Annotated in this window: 17 protein-coding genes; 11 read left to right on the top strand and 6 right to left on the bottom strand. The window is 55.3% G+C overall.

Annotated elements, in window-relative coordinates:
• Position 1: 1 nt before the first annotated feature.
• From NR302_RS16895 to uxaC, 3 genes are read right to left on the bottom strand one after another with little or no spacing between them, the layout of a single operon-like run.
• A complete protein-coding gene (locus tag NR302_RS16895; protein WP_258144035.1) occupies positions 2–1,492 on the bottom strand; it encodes a UxaA family hydrolase in 1,491 nt (496 codons plus the stop codon).
• A 4-nt stretch (positions 1,493–1,496) separates the two neighbouring features.
• The gene (locus NR302_RS16900; protein WP_258145216.1) at positions 1,497–2,945 is read right to left on the bottom strand and encodes a tagaturonate reductase; all 1,449 of its coding nucleotides are present in this window, start codon (positions 2,943–2,945) and stop codon (positions 1,497–1,499) included.
• A 2-nt stretch (positions 2,946–2,947) separates the two neighbouring features.
• Positions 2,948–4,363: a glucuronate isomerase gene (uxaC, locus tag NR302_RS16905; RefSeq protein WP_258144036.1), complete on the bottom strand. Its 1,416-nt coding sequence runs from the start codon at positions 4,361–4,363 to the stop codon at positions 2,948–2,950.
• A 373-nt stretch (positions 4,364–4,736) separates the two neighbouring features.
• On the opposite strand from uxaC, the gene NR302_RS16910 reads away from it, so the two are divergent.
• From NR302_RS16910 to NR302_RS16960, 11 genes are all read left to right on the top strand, one after another.
• Positions 4,737–6,038 (top strand): MFS transporter, encoded by a 1,302-nt coding sequence (locus NR302_RS16910; RefSeq protein ID WP_008103499.1) that lies wholly within the window; start codon positions 4,737–4,739, stop codon positions 6,036–6,038.
• Positions 6,039–6,126: 88 nt separating this feature from the next.
• On the top strand, positions 6,127–6,900 hold the full coding sequence (gene exuR / locus NR302_RS16915; protein WP_008103503.1) for a transcriptional regulator ExuR: 774 nt from the start codon (positions 6,127–6,129) through the stop codon (positions 6,898–6,900).
• Positions 6,901–7,235: 335 nt separating this feature from the next.
• Positions 7,236–7,913, top strand: coding sequence for a DedA family protein (locus NR302_RS16920; protein WP_008103505.1), 678 nt, complete (start codon positions 7,236–7,238; stop codon positions 7,911–7,913).
• A complete protein-coding gene (mzrA, locus tag NR302_RS16925; RefSeq protein ID WP_154155024.1) occupies positions 7,910–8,278 on the top strand; it encodes an EnvZ/OmpR regulon moderator MzrA in 369 nt (122 codons plus the stop codon). Before NR302_RS16920 ends, mzrA begins: the two co-directional genes overlap by 4 nt.
• A 174-nt stretch (positions 8,279–8,452) precedes the next feature.
• Entirely contained in the window at positions 8,453–8,824 is a 372-nt protein-coding gene (locus NR302_RS16930; RefSeq protein WP_139221405.1) for a DUF1090 domain-containing protein, read from the top strand.
• A 35-nt stretch (positions 8,825–8,859) separates the two neighbouring features.
• Entirely contained in the window at positions 8,860–9,165 is a 306-nt protein-coding gene (locus NR302_RS16935; RefSeq protein WP_008103512.1) for a YqjD family protein, read from the top strand.
• A 2-nt stretch (positions 9,166–9,167) separates the two neighbouring features.
• Positions 9,168–9,566 carry a phage holin family protein gene (locus NR302_RS16940; protein ID WP_175501688.1) on the top strand — a complete coding sequence of 133 codons (399 nt, stop codon included), beginning with the start codon at positions 9,168–9,170 and terminating at the stop codon, positions 9,564–9,566.
• The gene (locus NR302_RS16945; protein WP_258144037.1) at positions 9,563–9,847 is read left to right on the top strand and encodes a YqjK-like family protein; all 285 of its coding nucleotides are present in this window, start codon (positions 9,563–9,565) and stop codon (positions 9,845–9,847) included. Before NR302_RS16940 ends, NR302_RS16945 begins: the two co-directional genes overlap by 4 nt.
• A gap of 206 nt (positions 9,848–10,053) precedes the next feature.
• Positions 10,054–10,464 (top strand): DoxX family protein, encoded by a 411-nt coding sequence (locus tag NR302_RS16950; protein ID WP_008103518.1) that lies wholly within the window; start codon positions 10,054–10,056, stop codon positions 10,462–10,464.
• An 80-nt stretch (positions 10,465–10,544) separates the two neighbouring features.
• Complete coding sequence (locus tag NR302_RS16955; protein WP_258144038.1) at positions 10,545–11,519, top strand: glutathione S-transferase family protein; 975 nt, start codon at positions 10,545–10,547, stop codon at positions 11,517–11,519.
• 203 nt (positions 11,520–11,722) lie between these two features.
• Complete coding sequence (locus tag NR302_RS16960; protein ID WP_258144039.1) at positions 11,723–12,781, top strand: NAD(P)-dependent alcohol dehydrogenase; 1,059 nt, start codon at positions 11,723–11,725, stop codon at positions 12,779–12,781.
• 36 nt (positions 12,782–12,817) lie between these two features.
• On the opposite strand, the gene NR302_RS16965 is transcribed toward NR302_RS16960, so the two are convergent.
• From NR302_RS16965 to mdtJ, 3 genes are all read right to left on the bottom strand, one after another.
• Positions 12,818–13,777 (bottom strand): AraC family transcriptional regulator, encoded by a 960-nt coding sequence (locus NR302_RS16965; protein WP_258144040.1) that lies wholly within the window; start codon positions 13,775–13,777, stop codon positions 12,818–12,820.
• Between the two features lie 92 nt (positions 13,778–13,869).
• Positions 13,870–14,199, bottom strand: coding sequence for a multidrug/spermidine efflux SMR transporter subunit MdtI (gene mdtI / locus NR302_RS16970; RefSeq protein ID WP_061720161.1), 330 nt, complete (start codon positions 14,197–14,199; stop codon positions 13,870–13,872).
• Entirely contained in the window at positions 14,186–14,536 is a 351-nt protein-coding gene (gene mdtJ / locus NR302_RS16975; RefSeq protein WP_061720162.1) for a multidrug/spermidine efflux SMR transporter subunit MdtJ, read from the bottom strand. The genes mdtI and mdtJ overlap by 14 nt, the downstream gene beginning before the upstream one ends.
• Between the last annotated feature and the right edge of the window lie 182 nt (positions 14,537–14,718).

Genomic DNA, 14,718 nt, shown 5'->3' on the forward strand with positions numbered 1-14,718 from the left:
TCTACAACGTCACTCCGCTTTTAAAGATGGCTAACTCGCGGAAATCATTGGTTTCATTGCGCGCCGGTTGGCCATTGGCAATCGCCACAATCATATCGACGAAGTCCTTCAGCATCGCCGCCATACTCATCCCTTCAATCAAACGTCCGGCATTAAAATCGATCCAGTGCGGCTTCTTCTCGGCGAGCTGCGTATTGGTGGCGATTTTCACCGTCGGCACAAAACCGCCATACGGCGTGCCTCGTCCGGTGGTAAACAGCACCATGTGACATCCCGCGCCCGCCAGCGCGCTGGTGGCCACCGCATCGTTGCCCGGCGCGCTTAACAGATTGAGTCCCGGCGTATGCAGGCGCTCACCGTACTTCAGCACGTCCACCACCTGACTTTGCCCGGCCTTCTGCGTGCAGCCGAGCGACTTCTCTTCCAGCGTGGTGATGCCGCCGGCTTTGTTGCCGGGTGAGGGATTCTCGTAAATCGGCTGCTGGTGATCGATAAAGTAGCGCTTGAAGTCGTTAATCATCGCCACGGTTTTTTCAAAGGTGGCTTCATCGCGGCAGCGACTCATCAGGATACGCTCTGCGCCAAACATCTCTGGCACTTCGGTCAGCACCGTGGTGCCGCCGTTGGCAATCATCTGGTCGGAAAAACAGCCCAGCATGGGATTGGCGGTGATACCGGAAAAACCATCCGAACCGCCGCACTCCAGACCAAACTTCAGCTCGCTGAGTTTGCCCGGCTGGCGCTGATCTTCGCGCATGGCGCGATAGAGTTCGTGCAGGCGTTCCAGCCCCGCTTCCACCTCATCATCCTGCTTCTGACACTCCATGAACTGCACGCGATCGCTATCGAAACCACCAAGCGTTTCACGGAACACATCGACCTGATTGTTCTCGCAGCCAAGGCCAATCACCAGCACCGCGCCAGCATTGGGATGGCGCACCATATTTTGCAGCATGGTGCGGGTGTTCTCGTGATCTTGTCCAAGCTGCGAACAACCAAACGGATGGCTGAACAGATGCACGCCATCAATGCCTTCGGCGTCATTGGTCTCTTTCATAAAGCGCGTCAGGATTTGCCGTGCGATGCCATTCACGCAGCCGACGGTGGGCAGAATCCATAACTCATTACGGATGCCCACTTCACCGCTGGCGCGGCGGTAGATCTGCACGTCGCGGTCGCCTGCTTGCGGCGGCAGTTCGAGGAAATCGGGTTGATAGTCGTACTCATCCACGTCGCTCAAATTGGTGCGCGCATTGCTTGAGTGGATGATCTCACCGGCCGCAATCGGCTGAGTGGCGTGCGCGATCGGCAAACCGTATTTGATCACCAGCGCATCAGTCGCTAAAGGCTGCAACGCAAATTTATGCCCGCGCCCAACCTCCTGCTGCAAGGTGATCGTCTGTTGATTGATTTCGACCTGGGTATTGGCTGGCAAATCGCGCAACGCCACAGCAACGTTGTCGCGTGAATGTATTCTAATGGCATCTTGCATAGCGTTATCTCAGTTGTGTCAACGCCGTCCGCATCCCGTGGACGATGATGTTTTGCAGGTGTTGGCTGACCGCGGCGACTAATCCGGGCCGCTGAGTGAGATCTTCGCCCCAGTGATTGGCATCGCTGAGTACCGCGCGCACCAACTGTTCCGGAGTCTGTTTATCGTTATTTACCGCTGGCCACAGCTCAGCAAAACGCTGCAGCCAGTGTTCGTCATCCTGCAGCGGCCAGTGACGCTCGCCCTCTGCACCGCGATAAAAGGCCAGCAGCGCGGCAAAGGCGAAAGTCAGGCGCACAGGCCATTGACCGTTTTGCTGCTGCGACATCAGCAGTTGCGGCAGCAAACGGGTGCGGAATTTGGTCATACCGTTGAGAGCGATGGAGAGCAACGCATGGCGAATAAAGGGATTGCGGAAGCGACGCTGCACCGCGTCGGCAAAGGCGTGCAGCTCATCGCGTGGCAGATCCAGCGTGGGGATCACCTCGTCACGCAGCAGCGCATCGACAAAACCGGCCATCTGCGCGTCATCCATCGCTTCTCCGACGCTCTCCAGCCCGGCCTGAAACGCCACCGGCACCAGCGCGGTGTGTGCGCCGTTGAGGATCGCCACTTTTTGCGCTTTGTACGGCGTGATGTCGTCCACCAACTTCACTTCCGGTGCCAGCGCGTGCAGCTGCAGTTCCTGCGCCAGTGCGTCCGGCCCCTGAATCACAAACTGGTAATAGACTTCGCCCGCCACCAGATAGCGATCTTCATAGCCCAATGAAGCTTCGATCGCCGCGCTATCCGCCGGATAACCGGTGACAATGCGATCCACCAGCGTGTTGTAGAACGCGCAGTGATCCTGCACCCAGCGGGCAAACGCCGGCGGCAGCTGCCAATGCTGGCTGTAGCGCAGCACCAGCTCACGCAGCGTGTCGCCGTTGTAATCGATCAGTTCACAGGGCACCACCAGCCAACCTTTATCACTGGCGCCAGCAAAATGGTTGAAGCGCGCCCACAGCAGCTGCGTCAGCTTGCCGGGGAAGGAAGAGGCGGGCGTATCGTCCAGCCGATCCTGCTCTGCGAAGGCAATGCCCGCTTCCGTGGTATTGGAGAAGACAAAACGCATTTGTGGCGCGCGTGCCAGCGCGAGAAATTCGTCAAACTGTTGATACGGCTGGATTTCACGATTCACGCTGCGGATCAGGCGGGCTTCACTCACCTGCTCGCCCGCCGTATTTAGCCCGCGAATCAGCGTGGTGTACAAGCCATCTTGCTGATTAAGCGTCTCTTCCACCACGCGATTGCGCGGCCGCACCACCACCACGCCCGCATCGGTGTCTTGATGTTGATTAAGCCAGTCGAGTTGCCAGTCGATAAAAGCGCGCAGGAAATTGCCTTCACCAAACTGGATAACGCGTTCGCTATAGTGCGCGCCGGGAAAATCGTGACGGTTGAGTCGCTGCATCATCAGGCTCCCAGCTCAATGCCGAAGTAATCGCGCGCATTGTTGAAACTGATGTTCTGTACCATCTGCCCTAACAACGCTTCGTCGGCAGGCGCTTCGCCCCGCTCCACCCAATTGCCGATCATCTGGCACAGCAGACGACGGAAATATTCGTGGCGCGTGTAGGAGAGGAAGCTGCGGCTATCAGTCAGCATGCCGACAAAGCGGCTCAGCAGGCCGATTTGCGCCAGCTGTGTCATCTGGCGCTGCATGCCATCCAGTTGATCGTTGAACCACCACGCCGAACCAAATTGCATCTTGCCCGGTTCGCCTTCACCCTGGAAATTGCCCGCCATGGTCGCCAGCACTTCGTTATCGCGCGGGTTGAGGCAGTAAAGGATGGTTTTTGGCAGCGCGTTATTGCGGTTTTGCGCATCCAGCAGGCGCGCCAGCGGTATCGCCAGCGGTGCATCATTAATCGAATCGAAACCAACATCCGGGCCGAGGATATCGAACTGGCGGCGATTGGCGTTGCGTAGCGCGCCAATGTGATACTGCTGCGCCCAGCCACGGCGCGCATATTCGCTGCCGAGCCACACCAGCACGGCAGTTTTGAATTGGGCCGTCTCTTCAGCGGAAGGCGCTGCGCCTTGCAGTCGGTGCGCCAGAATGCCGTCCAGCGTGGCCTCATCCGCTTCCGCAAACAGCACCACATCCAGCGCGTGATCGGAGATTTTGCAGCCATGCGCAGCGAAGTGATCGAGTCGCTGGCTTAAGGCGCGGCGCAGATCGTCAAAGCGCAGCACGCTGACATCCGCTACCTGCTCTAAGCGCTGAATCCATGGCAAGAAGCTCTCCAGCTCAATATTGAAGGCTTTGTCCGGACGCCAGCTCGGCAGCACTTTGACGTCAAAGCTGTTGTCCTGCGCCAGCTTGCGGTGATGCTGTAAGTCATCGAGCGGATCGTCGGTGGTGCCGACCATTTTCACCTTCATCTGCTGCATGATGCCGCGTGCGCTGAATGCGTCCTGCGCCAGCAATTCATTGCACTGCTGCCAGATGCGTTCCGCGCTCTGTTCGTTCAACAGCACATCGGTGATGCCAAAAGGTCGACGCAATTCGAGATGCGTCCAGTGATAGAGCGGATTGCCGATGGTATGCGGCACGGTGCGCGCCCAGGCATTAAATTTCTCACGGTCGCTGGCATCGCCGGTACACAACGCTTCCGGCACGCCATTAGCGCGCATCGCACGCCATTTGTAGTGATCGCCTTTGAGCCAGATGTCATAGAGGTTGGTGAAGCGGTAATTATCGGCAATCTGCTGCGGCGGTAAGTGACAGTGATAGTCAAAAATCGGCTGGTCTTTGGCGTAGTCATGGTACAGACGACGGGCGAACTCGGTGTCGAGTAGAAAATCCTCACTCATAAAACGCGACATACCTGCTTCCTCATTTTGTAGCCAGATGGCTTTTAACTAAAAGTTATCATACCAATTTAGGCGAACGGCAAAATTGTTTGCGATCCGACTCACAATAATGACAGTTTCACTGTGGGTATATGGACGATCCTGTTGTGGATATTGCGTTAAATGGCTGTTTTAACGATCTTTCGTCCTATCACACACGCGCCGCAAGGTTTATGTGATGGCATTCAACTTTTGAAGCTGTATAACAAGTTAACCTCTCGCTCCGTTGCTAACGGGATTAATGGCACAGGCAAGGAACTGCGGGAGTGAGCAGCGCTGTTCACATCTTCCCGCTCCAGATAACTACAGCGGTAAAACCGCAACGACAGACTGGACGAGGTTAATAATGCGTAAGATCAAAGGGCTACGCTGGTACATGATTGGGCTGGTGACGCTGGGCACGGTGCTCGGCTACCTGACGCGCAATACCATTGCCGTTGCGGCGCCCACGCTGGAAACGCAGTTGGGTATCACCACGCAACAATATTCCTATATCGTCGCCGCCTACTCGGCGTGCTACACCATCATGCAGCCGGTGGCCGGTTATGTGCTGGACATGCTCGGCACCAAAATCGGTTATGCGGTGTTTGCCGTGCTGTGGGCGATCTTCTGTGCCGCAACCGCGATGGCGGGCAGCTGGGGCGGCTTTGCGCTGGCGCGCGGTGCGGTTGGCGCCGCCGAAGCAGCTATGATTCCGGCCGGCCTGAAAGCCAGTAGCGAGTGGTTCCCCGCCAAAGAGCGTTCGGTGGCGGTGGGCTATTTCAATGTGGGATCGTCGATTGGTGCGATGCTGGCGCCGCCGCTGGTGGTGTGGGCGATCATGGCGCACAGCTGGCAAATGGCGTTCATTATTACCGGCGTGCTGAGCATGGTGTGGGCCATCTGCTGGCTGGTGTTTTACAAACATCCCAAACAGCAAACCAAGCTGAGCGATGAGGAGCGTCACTACATCATTGCCGGCCAGGAACTGCAGCATCAAACCGGCAATAACAAGAAGATGTCGGCGCGCCAGATCCTGCGCAATCGTCAGTTCTGGGGCATTGCGCTGCCGCGTTTCCTCGCCGAACCGGCGTGGGGAACTTTCAACGCGTGGATACCGCTATTTATGTTCAAGGTGTACGGTTTCAACCTGAAAGAGATTGCCATGTTTGCCTGGATGCCGATGCTGTTCGCCGATCTCGGCTGCATTGTCGGCGGTTACTTGCCGCCGCTGTTCCAGCGCTGGTTTGGCGTCAATCTTATCGTCTCGCGCAAACTGGTGGTCACCATGGGCGCAGTGTTGATGATTGCGCCGGGCACTATCGGTTTGTTCACCAGTCCGTATGTCGCGATTGGGCTGCTGTGCGTCGGCGGTTTTGCCCATCAGGCGCTTTCTGGTGCGCTGATCACGCTCTCTTCGGATGTGTTTGGCCGTAACGAAGTGGCTACCGCTAACGGCTTAACCGGCATGGCGGCCTGGACTGCGAGCACCATGTTTGCGTTGGTGGTCGGGGCGCTGGCCGATACGCTGGGCTTCAGCCCGCTGTTCGCGGCGCTGGCAGTGTTTGATCTGTTAGGCGCGGTGGTTATCTGGACCGTCCTGAAAAACCAGCCGGTTTCTGAACTCGACGATCAGCCTGCGGTGCAGTCCGCTGCGGTACGCACCTAAGCTCATCGGGCTGGCATCGGCCAGCCCATTTCCTCTGTGCGGCTGAAGTGGTATAACAACTCAACTTTCTCCCACAGCGGACCGCGCAATGGACCTGACCGAATCACGACGCCTCTATCAACAGCTCGCCAGCGAACTCAAACGCCGCATTGAAGCAGCCGATTACCGGGTTGGCGACAAGCTGCCTGCTGAACGTCTGATTGCGGAAGAGATGCAGGTGAGCCGTACCGTGGTGCGTGAAGCGATCATCATGCTGGAAGTGGAAGGTTACGTGGAGGTGCGGAAAGGTTCCGGCATTCACGTGATCAGTAGCCAGCAGCAGAACCGCGTGGTGACCTCCAGCCAGCTGGAGTTCGCCAATTTCGGTCCCTTCGAGTTATTGCAGGCGCGCCAGCTGATTGAAAGCAACGTGGCTGAGTTTGCCGCCACGCAGGTAACGCGTCAGGACATCGTGGCATTGATGGCGATTCAGGAGAAAGCGCGTCAGGAAGATCATTCGCGCGATTCTGCGTGGGATATGGAGTTTCACGTGCGCATCGCACAATCGACGCAGAACAGCGCCTTAGCGGCGATTGTCGAGAAGATGTGGCTACATCGTCTGCATAATCCTTACTGGCTGAAGCTGCACGAACACATTGATGCCAAAAATATCACTAGCTGGTGTGACGATCACGACCAGATCCTCAAAGCCCTAATCCGCAAAGATCCCGCCGCCAGTAAGCTGGCAATGTGGCAACATCTGGAAAATACTAAGCAGATGCTGTTTAACGCCACCACCGACGATTTTGAATTTAACGTCGACCGTTACATGTTTGCTGAAAATCCGGTCATCCTGCCTGAAGGTAGCGAAAACCCACGCTGATCCTGCTTATTTTTCAGCCGTTTTGTTGCCGAAAAAGTCAGTTAGTCTGCAATAGTGTCAGCTCATGTAAAGCTCCTTTGGACCACCTGCGTCTAAAGGTAAAACTCCTGTGCGGCAGGCACTTTCCCCTGTCTGGATAACGTTATTTTTGTTACAGTTATCGCCCTTTTATTACCCTTTGCGACAGGGCTTTTATAAAGTCGCTGATTTAACAATCAATTCTGGAAGGATCCGGAAACTCCTGCTCAGGCTGCTTATCTAAAATGTATAACCAACGCCAGTCTGCGCCTAAGCCCCTCACGGGCACGTTTAACAATGATGTTCAGGAATGATTGATGGATATTTTGCAAGCATTGCTGCATGCCTTATGGCAGCAGGATTACGAAATGCTCTCCGACCCGACGCTGGTTTGGGCCATTTATGGCGTGCTGTTCATGATTCTGTTTCTGGAAAATGGACTGCTGCCCGCCGCGTTTTTGCCCGGCGATAGTTTACTGATTCTGGTGGGTGTACTGATTGCTAAAGGCACCATGGGTTTCCCGCTGACACTGCTGATTCTGACCACCGGCGCCAGCCTTGGCTGCTGGGTCAGCTACATTCAGGGTCGCTGGCTCGGTAATACGCCTACCGTGCAAAAATGGTTATCGCACCTGCCTGCGCAATATCATCAACGCGCCCACCGACTGTTCCATCGCCATGGCTTGTCTGCATTGCTGGTGGGTCGCTTTATTGCCTTTGTCCGCACCTTGCTCCCGACCATCGCCGGGCTTTCTGGCCTGAGTAATGCGCGCTTTCAGTTCTTCAACTGGGTAAGCGGCTTCCTGTGGGTGCTGATCCTTACCGTGCTGGGCTTCGCGCTGGGCAAAACTCCGATTTTCCGTCGTTACGAAGATGAACTGATGTTGTGCCTGATGCTGCTGCCACTGGTGCTGCTGGTGATTGGTCTGGTCGGTTCTTTAGTGGTGATTTGGCGCAAACGTCAGTCGACGCGTAACGGGAATTCACAGTCATGATCAAATTCCGTGGATTCCCAAGGCGTTTCCTGCCTTGGGCGCTGGGTGGCGCGTTGGCGCTGCTGGCGATCTGTTTCGTTCCGACCCTGATGCAGCATGAAACCGTGGTGCAGATTCGTGTCGCCAACAGCGGCACCAATCTGCCTGATGGTTTTTATCTCTATCAGCAACTTTCCGCGCAGGGCGTGCGTATCAAAAGTATTACGCCTTCAGGCGATGCGCTGGTGATTCATTTTGAGAATGAAGAACAGAGCCTCGCGGCGCAGAAAGTGTTGAAGCGCCTGTTGCCACAAGGCTTTGTCGTTGCCGCTGGCCCGCAGGCTTCGCAGCAATATCCCGACGCTAATCGCCCAACTTACAGCTAAATTTCACCGCCTGACGCTAAGCCAGGCGGTGAGCTAATCCTCGCTATCCCCGCGTCTTCTTTGAATTTTTTCGTCTGCTGTCTATCCTTAGAGGTAGCGTAAGCCTAAGACATGCTGGGAAGCCTCTCCTGTCTGCTCTCAGGCAGGTCATCAACAATGGAAGGTCACAACCTGATGAAACATCAATTACTGCTAGGTGCTATTCTTTTTTCACTCTCGGGTTCGCTGCTGGCGGCTGAATCGCTCTGCCAACAAAAAGAGCAGGATATTCAGCGCGAGATCGATATGGCGAAACAGCACGACAACCAGCGCCGCGTCACCGGGCTGGAGCGCGCGTTGACCGAAGTCCGCGCAGGCTGCACCGATGAGAAGCTGAAATCCGCACACAGTGAACGTATCGCCGATCAGAAGCACAAAATCGCCGAACGTGAGCGTGAGCTGAAAGAAGAGCGTCAGGACGGCGACAAGGACAAAATTGAGAAGCGCGAACGTAAGCTGGAAGAGGCGCAGCACGAACTGAAAAAGCTTGAAGCTGAACCTTATTAATCGGACTTAACTAAATGCTGTAAAAGGAGATTTCCATGGCTAAAGAATCAACATCTGAACATCTGCGCGCTGAATTGAAAAATCTGGCTGATACCCTGGAAGAAGTGCTGAGCAGCTCAGCAGATAAATCCAAAGGTGAGCTGGATAAGCTGCGTCATAAAGCGCGCGGCGCTATTGAAAGCTCCCGTGAACGTCTCGGCGATTCCGGCGAACGTATTGCACAAACCACGCGTGAAGCGGCGGAGAAAGCGGACGAATACGTGCGTGATAATCCGTGGCACGGCGTGGGTATTGGTGCAGCGGTAGGTATTCTCATCGGCATTTTAATCTCACGGCGTTAATGATGAGTGATAGTCAGCAAAGCCACGGCCCCGGCAAAGGGGTCTTTAACATCGGTCAACGGATAGTTACCACGCTGGTCAGCATGGTCGAGACGCGTGTCCGACTGGCGATTGTGGAACTGGAAGAGGAAAAGGCAAACCTGATTCAGATGCTGATGATGGTTGGCCTTACCATGCTGTTTACCGCTTTCGGTCTTATGAGCCTGATGGTGCTGATCATCTGGGCGGTGGATGCACAATATCGTTTGATGGCGATTGCGATTACCACTGCAGTACTGTTTGCGCTGGCGCTGATCTTCGGTTTGTGGACGTTATACAAATCGCGTCAGTCAACGCTACTGCGCCATACGCGTAAAGAGCTGGATACCGATCGCAAACTGCTGGAGGAGCATCGCTCATGAGCCGCCGCGAACGTGAAGCACGCATTCACGAACTGCTCAATCAGGTGCAGCAGCAGCGGCTTGATCTCAGCGCCGACAGCCGCGACTGGCTGACCAGCACCGCGCAATACGATCGCGGATGGTTAATCATCATCGGCATGCGTCGTTATCTGGCGATTGGCAGCAGCGCATTGGCGATTTGGTCGATTCGCAGCCCCAATCGCCTGCTGCGCTGGGCCAAACGTGGTTTCGGCGTCTGGAGCACCTGGCGCATGATCAAATCAACCCTGAATACTCGCTAATTCCTCTCTCTAAAACCGGATCTAGTCGATTCGGTTTCGCCCTCCTCAAATTTACTGAATAACATTGACAGTTTATCTCGCTTACAACTCTTTCAACCTGCGATTATCATCTTCCTCCATCAGCCCACTGAACTGAAACAACCGGTTCAAGGGGATTCAAAACCCGCAGGCCAACAACCTGCAACAAAACCTTGTTGGAGTAGATGATGAAAAAATTCGAAGACTCAGGCCTGCTGGTAGCTCGCGTATTAATGACCATTCTGTTTATCACCGCAGGCTGGGGCAAAATCACTGGCTACGCCGGTACCGCACAATACATGCAGGCGATGGGCGTCCCAGGCTTCCTGCTGCCGCTGGTTATTCTGCTGGAGTTCGGCGGCGGTCTGGCGATTCTGTTCGGTTTCCTGACGCGCTTTACCGCCCTGTTCACCGCTGGCTTTACCCTGCTGACCGCGTTCCTGTTCCACAGCAACTTCGCGGAAGGTGTTAACCAGCTGATGTTCATGAAAAACCTCTCCATCGCCGGTGGTTTCCTGGTGTTGGGTCTGGTTGGTCCAGGCGCTTACAGCATCGACCGTCTGATTCGTCAGCGCGTTCAGCCAGCGACCGCACGCTAAGCAGCATAAGCGTTAGAGAACACATATACTGAATAACAGGGGCGGGGATTTTCCTCGCCCCTTTTTATTATGGAGGGCTTATGGGACAGCTGATTGACGGTGTCTGGCACGACACCTGGTACGATACGAAGTCAACCGGTGGCCGCTTCAAACGCACAGAAGCCGTCTGGCGTAACTGGGTTACCGCCGATGGCAGCGCCGGTCCAACCGGCAAAGCGGGCTTCGCCGCTGAGCGTGGTCGCTATCATCTTTACGTCTCGCTTGCCTGCCCGTGGGCGCATCGCACGCTGTTGATGCTTAAGCTCAAGGGATTAGAAGAGATGATTTCAGTTTCGGTGGTGCATCCGCTGATGCTGGAGAACGGCTGGACCTTTGACGCCAGCTTCCCGGACGCCACCGGCGACGCGCTGTATCAAAAAGAGTTTCTCTATCAAATCTATCTGCACGCCGATGCGCACTATTCCGGCCGCGTGACCGTGCCGGTGCTGTGGGATAAAACCCAGCAAACCATCGTTAGCAATGAATCCGCCGACATCATGCGCATGCTCAACAGCGCGTTCGATGCGCAAGGTGCCCGTGCGGGTGACTATTATCCGGCGGTGCTGCGCGACAAGATTGATGAAGTGAACAGCTGGGTGTACGACACGGTTAACAATGGCGTGTATAAAAGCGGTTTTGCCACTTCGCAGGCAGCTTACGATGAATCGGTGACAGCGCTGTTCCATTCATTAGCGCGTCTCGAACAGATTCTCGGTCAACACCGTTATCTCACAAGCGACCAACTGACCGAAGCGGATTTGCGCTTGTGGACCACGCTGGTGCGCTTCGATCCGGTCTACGTCACCCACTTTAAGTGCGATCGTCACCGCATCAGTGATTACCGCAATCTGAGCGGCTTCCTGCGCGACATCTATCAAATGCCGGGCATCGCCGACACGGTCAATTTGCCGCACATCCGCCATCACTACTATTGCAGCCACAAAACCATCAACCCAAGCGGCGTGATTTCGCTGGGCCCAGCCTTTGACTGGGATGAGCCACACGGGCGAGGTTAACTTCCTCACCCAAACCCTCTCCTACAGGGAGAGGGAACTGTTAGTGCGATTAATCTTTCTCGCTCTGGGAGAAGGTTAGGATGAGGGTAAACCGCGCCGCTCCCGCCTCAGAGAAACAGGCAATTATCAGGCAGAATCAGACTCACTCTCCCGCCATCACCCTGGCTACAGTTGACGAACATTCACCGTAAACTGGAGCGACTATGAAAACCTACGGTTATGCTGCCCTGAGCGCTGACGCGCCGTTAACCCCGTTTGCCTTCGAGCGCCGCGCACTGCGCAGCAATGATGTGGCCATCGAAATCCTTTACTCCGGCGTATGCCACAGTGATTTGCATCAGGCGAGAAATGACTGGCAGGAGTGGGGCCCAACGGTTTATCCGCTAGTGCCCGGCCATGAAATAATCGGCCGCGTAATGGATATCGGCAGCGACGTTAAACGCTACAAGCCCGGTCAACTGGTGGCGGTCGGCACCATTGTTGATAGCTGCCAGACTTGCGATCAGTGTCGCCGCCAGGAAGAGCAGATGTGCCGCGAATTTCCAACGGTGACTTACAACGGCCGCGATCGCCAGACCGGCGACATCACTTACGGCGGCTATGCCAAACATGTGGTGGTGCGTGAAGAGTTTGTCCTGAATGTGCCGGAAGGACTCGATCCGGCGCGCGCTGCCCCCTTGCTGTGCGCCGGCATCACCGTATATTCGCCGTTACGCACCTGGAATGTTGGGCCAGGATCGCGCGTTGGCGTGGTGGGCATCGGTGGATTGGGTCATCTGGCGGTGCGGCTGGCGGCGGGCTTAGGTGCGGAAGTCACAGTAATTACCCGCAGCGCGGCCAAAGCCGAAGAGGCGCATCAACTCGGCGCAGAACATGTGCTCCTTTCTACTTCAGACGAGGCAATGCAGCAGGCAGCATCATCGTTTGATGTGATCATCGATACCATTCCAACCCGTCACGATGTCTCACCCTACGTGCAATTGCTGGATGTCGAAGGTGCGCTGGTGATTGTGGGCGCGCTCGGCAATATGGAAGCATTCAGTTCGTTACCACTGATTATGGGCCGCCGCCGCATTACCGGTTCACCTTCGGGTGGTATTGCGGAAACGCAGGAGATGCTGGATTTCTGCGCGCGCAAAAACATCCATCCGGATTGTGAAACCATCAATATGCAGCAAATCAATGATGCTTTTAAGCGCATGGAGCGAGGCGATGTGAAGTATCGCTTTGTGATTGATATGGCATCATTAACTGCCGATTAATGGCCGTTCAGCATCAGCCGGTGCACCCGGCTGATGCTAGCGTATCGCAATAGCCAGATTGCCTATTCCCGCCAGAAGTTGCTCCTTATCCCGCATCGGCGTCGCGCCAAACATGCGCTTATATTCACGATGGAATTGCGTCACGCTTTCATAGCCGACGCGGATTGCCGCACTTGATGCATCCACCGGCTCTGCAATCAGCAACCGGCGCGCTTCATGCAGGCGTAGCTGCTTCTGAAATTGCAGCGGGCTCATGGTAGTCATGCGGCGGAAATGGTGATGCAAAGTAGAAACGCCCATGCCCGCCAGTTGCGCTAACGCTTCGACTTTCAGCGGTTGTTCATAGTTTTCTCGCAGCCAGTTAATGGCAATTGAGACACGCTGGCTACTGGTTCCCGTCAAAACCGTTTCACGAAACACGCTGCCCGCTTCACTGGTTAAGATGCGGTACAGGATTTCGCGCTGAATGAGATCGCTGACATAGCTGCTGTTATGCGGCGAATCTTGATTAGCGAGATAGCGCAGCACCGCATGTAACAGAGCGCAGTCTGCCGCGCCCAGCGACATGCCAGTATTCTGCCGATTAATGCGGTTGCCATGCTGCTCCATATCGGCAATCACTTCCCGAGCCAGCGGTAAATTTAGCTGGAGCAGCAATGACATAAACGGGGCTTCTGCGCTGGCGTACGGGACTTCTGCAACGGTAGGCAAATTGACGGCGGTGAGGAAAAAACGCGACTCGTTATAGGTGTAAAGCGTATCGCCAAAGGAGACGCGTTTTTCACCCTGAATAATCAGCGAGAGGCTGGGCTCATAAATGTAGGACATTGGCGGTGTCGGCTCATGCAACTCGGCCATCATCACGCCGCGAAATGGCGTCACGATATTGGTCCGGTTGCCGGTATAGCGCTGTAAGTGTGCCGCAATCTCCTGACGCAACGTGGCGGTTTCCTCGCGTAGCGTGTTTGGCCAGCGATCGATCTGCTGAAGATGCATGCTATGTTCACCCGTGATTGAGCAGAGCAGAATGATCGCTAGCCTAAACTATTGCCGTCGCTAAGTTGAGGTGGATTGTGCGACCGGGCTCTTTAGGCAAACTTAATCAGCACCATACCGAGCAACAACAATCCCACGCCCAGCCAGCCAACCCGACTAAGACGCTGGCCAAACAGAATCCAGCCTGCTGCCACGGTGGCGACCAATCCCAGCCCGCCCCACAATGCGTAGGCTACCGTCAAATCAATCCCTTTCACCGCCTGCGCCAGCGCGCTGAACGCCGCCAGCACCGCCACCAGCGATAACACGCCAAACAGTGGACGGCGGAAACCGTTGGAGTATTTCAAGAAGATATTGGCGACAATCTCCAGGCCAATGGCCAGCGCCAGCCACGCGATATGTAGCCAGTTAAACGTTGCCATGGCGCAGCTCCTTGCGACTCAACGTGCCTGATTTGATTAGCACAATACCGAGGATCAGCGTCAGCAGGCCGGCGACTTTGACGGCGGATAAGGCTTCATCGAACAGCAGCACGCTAAACAGCGTAATAAACAGAATGCCAATGCCTTCCCACATGGCATACGCCACGCCAAGGGCAATCCGCTTGATGGCGAAGGATAAACAAATATAAGACAGCGCGATCATCACCAGCATAAAAATATAGCCGGCGTTGCCACCGTTTACGCTGGCCCATTTCATTGAGACGGTGCCAATAATTTCCGCGGCGATCGCCAGCGCCAATAAAATCCAATACAGCATGATTTCTCTCCTGAACGAGAAATAAACGCCACCCACGCGAAAATAAGCGTGTTAGCAAAGTTAAATTAAGAAGTCAGAATAGGAGAGAACGGAACTAAAGCGCGAAACGCCAGTGCTGATCGCAGATTGAGCAGTTTGATACAGAAAGGAAGGAAGAGAGTGAAGCCTTATTTGGCGCAAAC

Origin of the sequence: Pantoea sp. SOD02 (assembly GCF_024707505.1) — a bacterium.
Taxonomy (GTDB): domain Bacteria; phylum Pseudomonadota; class Gammaproteobacteria; order Enterobacterales; family Enterobacteriaceae; genus Pantoea; species Pantoea symbiotica.

What these genes read in the sequence shown, in the direction of transcription:
- NR302_RS16895 (WP_258144035.1), bottom strand. Translation starts at nt 1,492, where the DNA reads ATGCAAGATGCCATTAGAATACATTCACGCGACAACGTTGCTGTGGCG.
- NR302_RS16900 (WP_258145216.1), bottom strand. Translation starts at nt 2,945, where the DNA reads ATGCAGCGACTCAACCGTCACGATTTTCCCGGCGCGCACTATAGCGAA.
- uxaC (WP_258144036.1), bottom strand. Translation starts at nt 4,363, where the DNA reads ATGTCGCGTTTTATGAGTGAGGATTTTCTACTCGACACCGAGTTCGCC.
- NR302_RS16910 (WP_008103499.1), top strand. Translation starts at nt 4,737, where the DNA reads ATGCGTAAGATCAAAGGGCTACGCTGGTACATGATTGGGCTGGTGACG.
- exuR (WP_008103503.1), top strand. Translation starts at nt 6,127, where the DNA reads ATGGACCTGACCGAATCACGACGCCTCTATCAACAGCTCGCCAGCGAA.
- NR302_RS16920 (WP_008103505.1), top strand. Translation starts at nt 7,236, where the DNA reads ATGGATATTTTGCAAGCATTGCTGCATGCCTTATGGCAGCAGGATTAC.
- mzrA (WP_154155024.1), top strand. Translation starts at nt 7,910, where the DNA reads ATGATCAAATTCCGTGGATTCCCAAGGCGTTTCCTGCCTTGGGCGCTG.
- NR302_RS16930 (WP_139221405.1), top strand. Translation starts at nt 8,453, where the DNA reads ATGAAACATCAATTACTGCTAGGTGCTATTCTTTTTTCACTCTCGGGT.
- NR302_RS16935 (WP_008103512.1), top strand. Translation starts at nt 8,860, where the DNA reads ATGGCTAAAGAATCAACATCTGAACATCTGCGCGCTGAATTGAAAAAT.
- NR302_RS16940 (WP_175501688.1), top strand. Translation starts at nt 9,168, where the DNA reads ATGAGTGATAGTCAGCAAAGCCACGGCCCCGGCAAAGGGGTCTTTAAC.
- NR302_RS16945 (WP_258144037.1), top strand. Translation starts at nt 9,563, where the DNA reads ATGAGCCGCCGCGAACGTGAAGCACGCATTCACGAACTGCTCAATCAG.
- NR302_RS16950 (WP_008103518.1), top strand. Translation starts at nt 10,054, where the DNA reads ATGAAAAAATTCGAAGACTCAGGCCTGCTGGTAGCTCGCGTATTAATG.
- NR302_RS16955 (WP_258144038.1), top strand. Translation starts at nt 10,545, where the DNA reads ATGGGACAGCTGATTGACGGTGTCTGGCACGACACCTGGTACGATACG.
- NR302_RS16960 (WP_258144039.1), top strand. Translation starts at nt 11,723, where the DNA reads ATGAAAACCTACGGTTATGCTGCCCTGAGCGCTGACGCGCCGTTAACC.
- NR302_RS16965 (WP_258144040.1), bottom strand. Translation starts at nt 13,777, where the DNA reads ATGCATCTTCAGCAGATCGATCGCTGGCCAAACACGCTACGCGAGGAA.
- mdtI (WP_061720161.1), bottom strand. Translation starts at nt 14,199, where the DNA reads ATGGCAACGTTTAACTGGCTACATATCGCGTGGCTGGCGCTGGCCATT.
- mdtJ (WP_061720162.1), bottom strand. Translation starts at nt 14,536, where the DNA reads ATGCTGTATTGGATTTTATTGGCGCTGGCGATCGCCGCGGAAATTATT.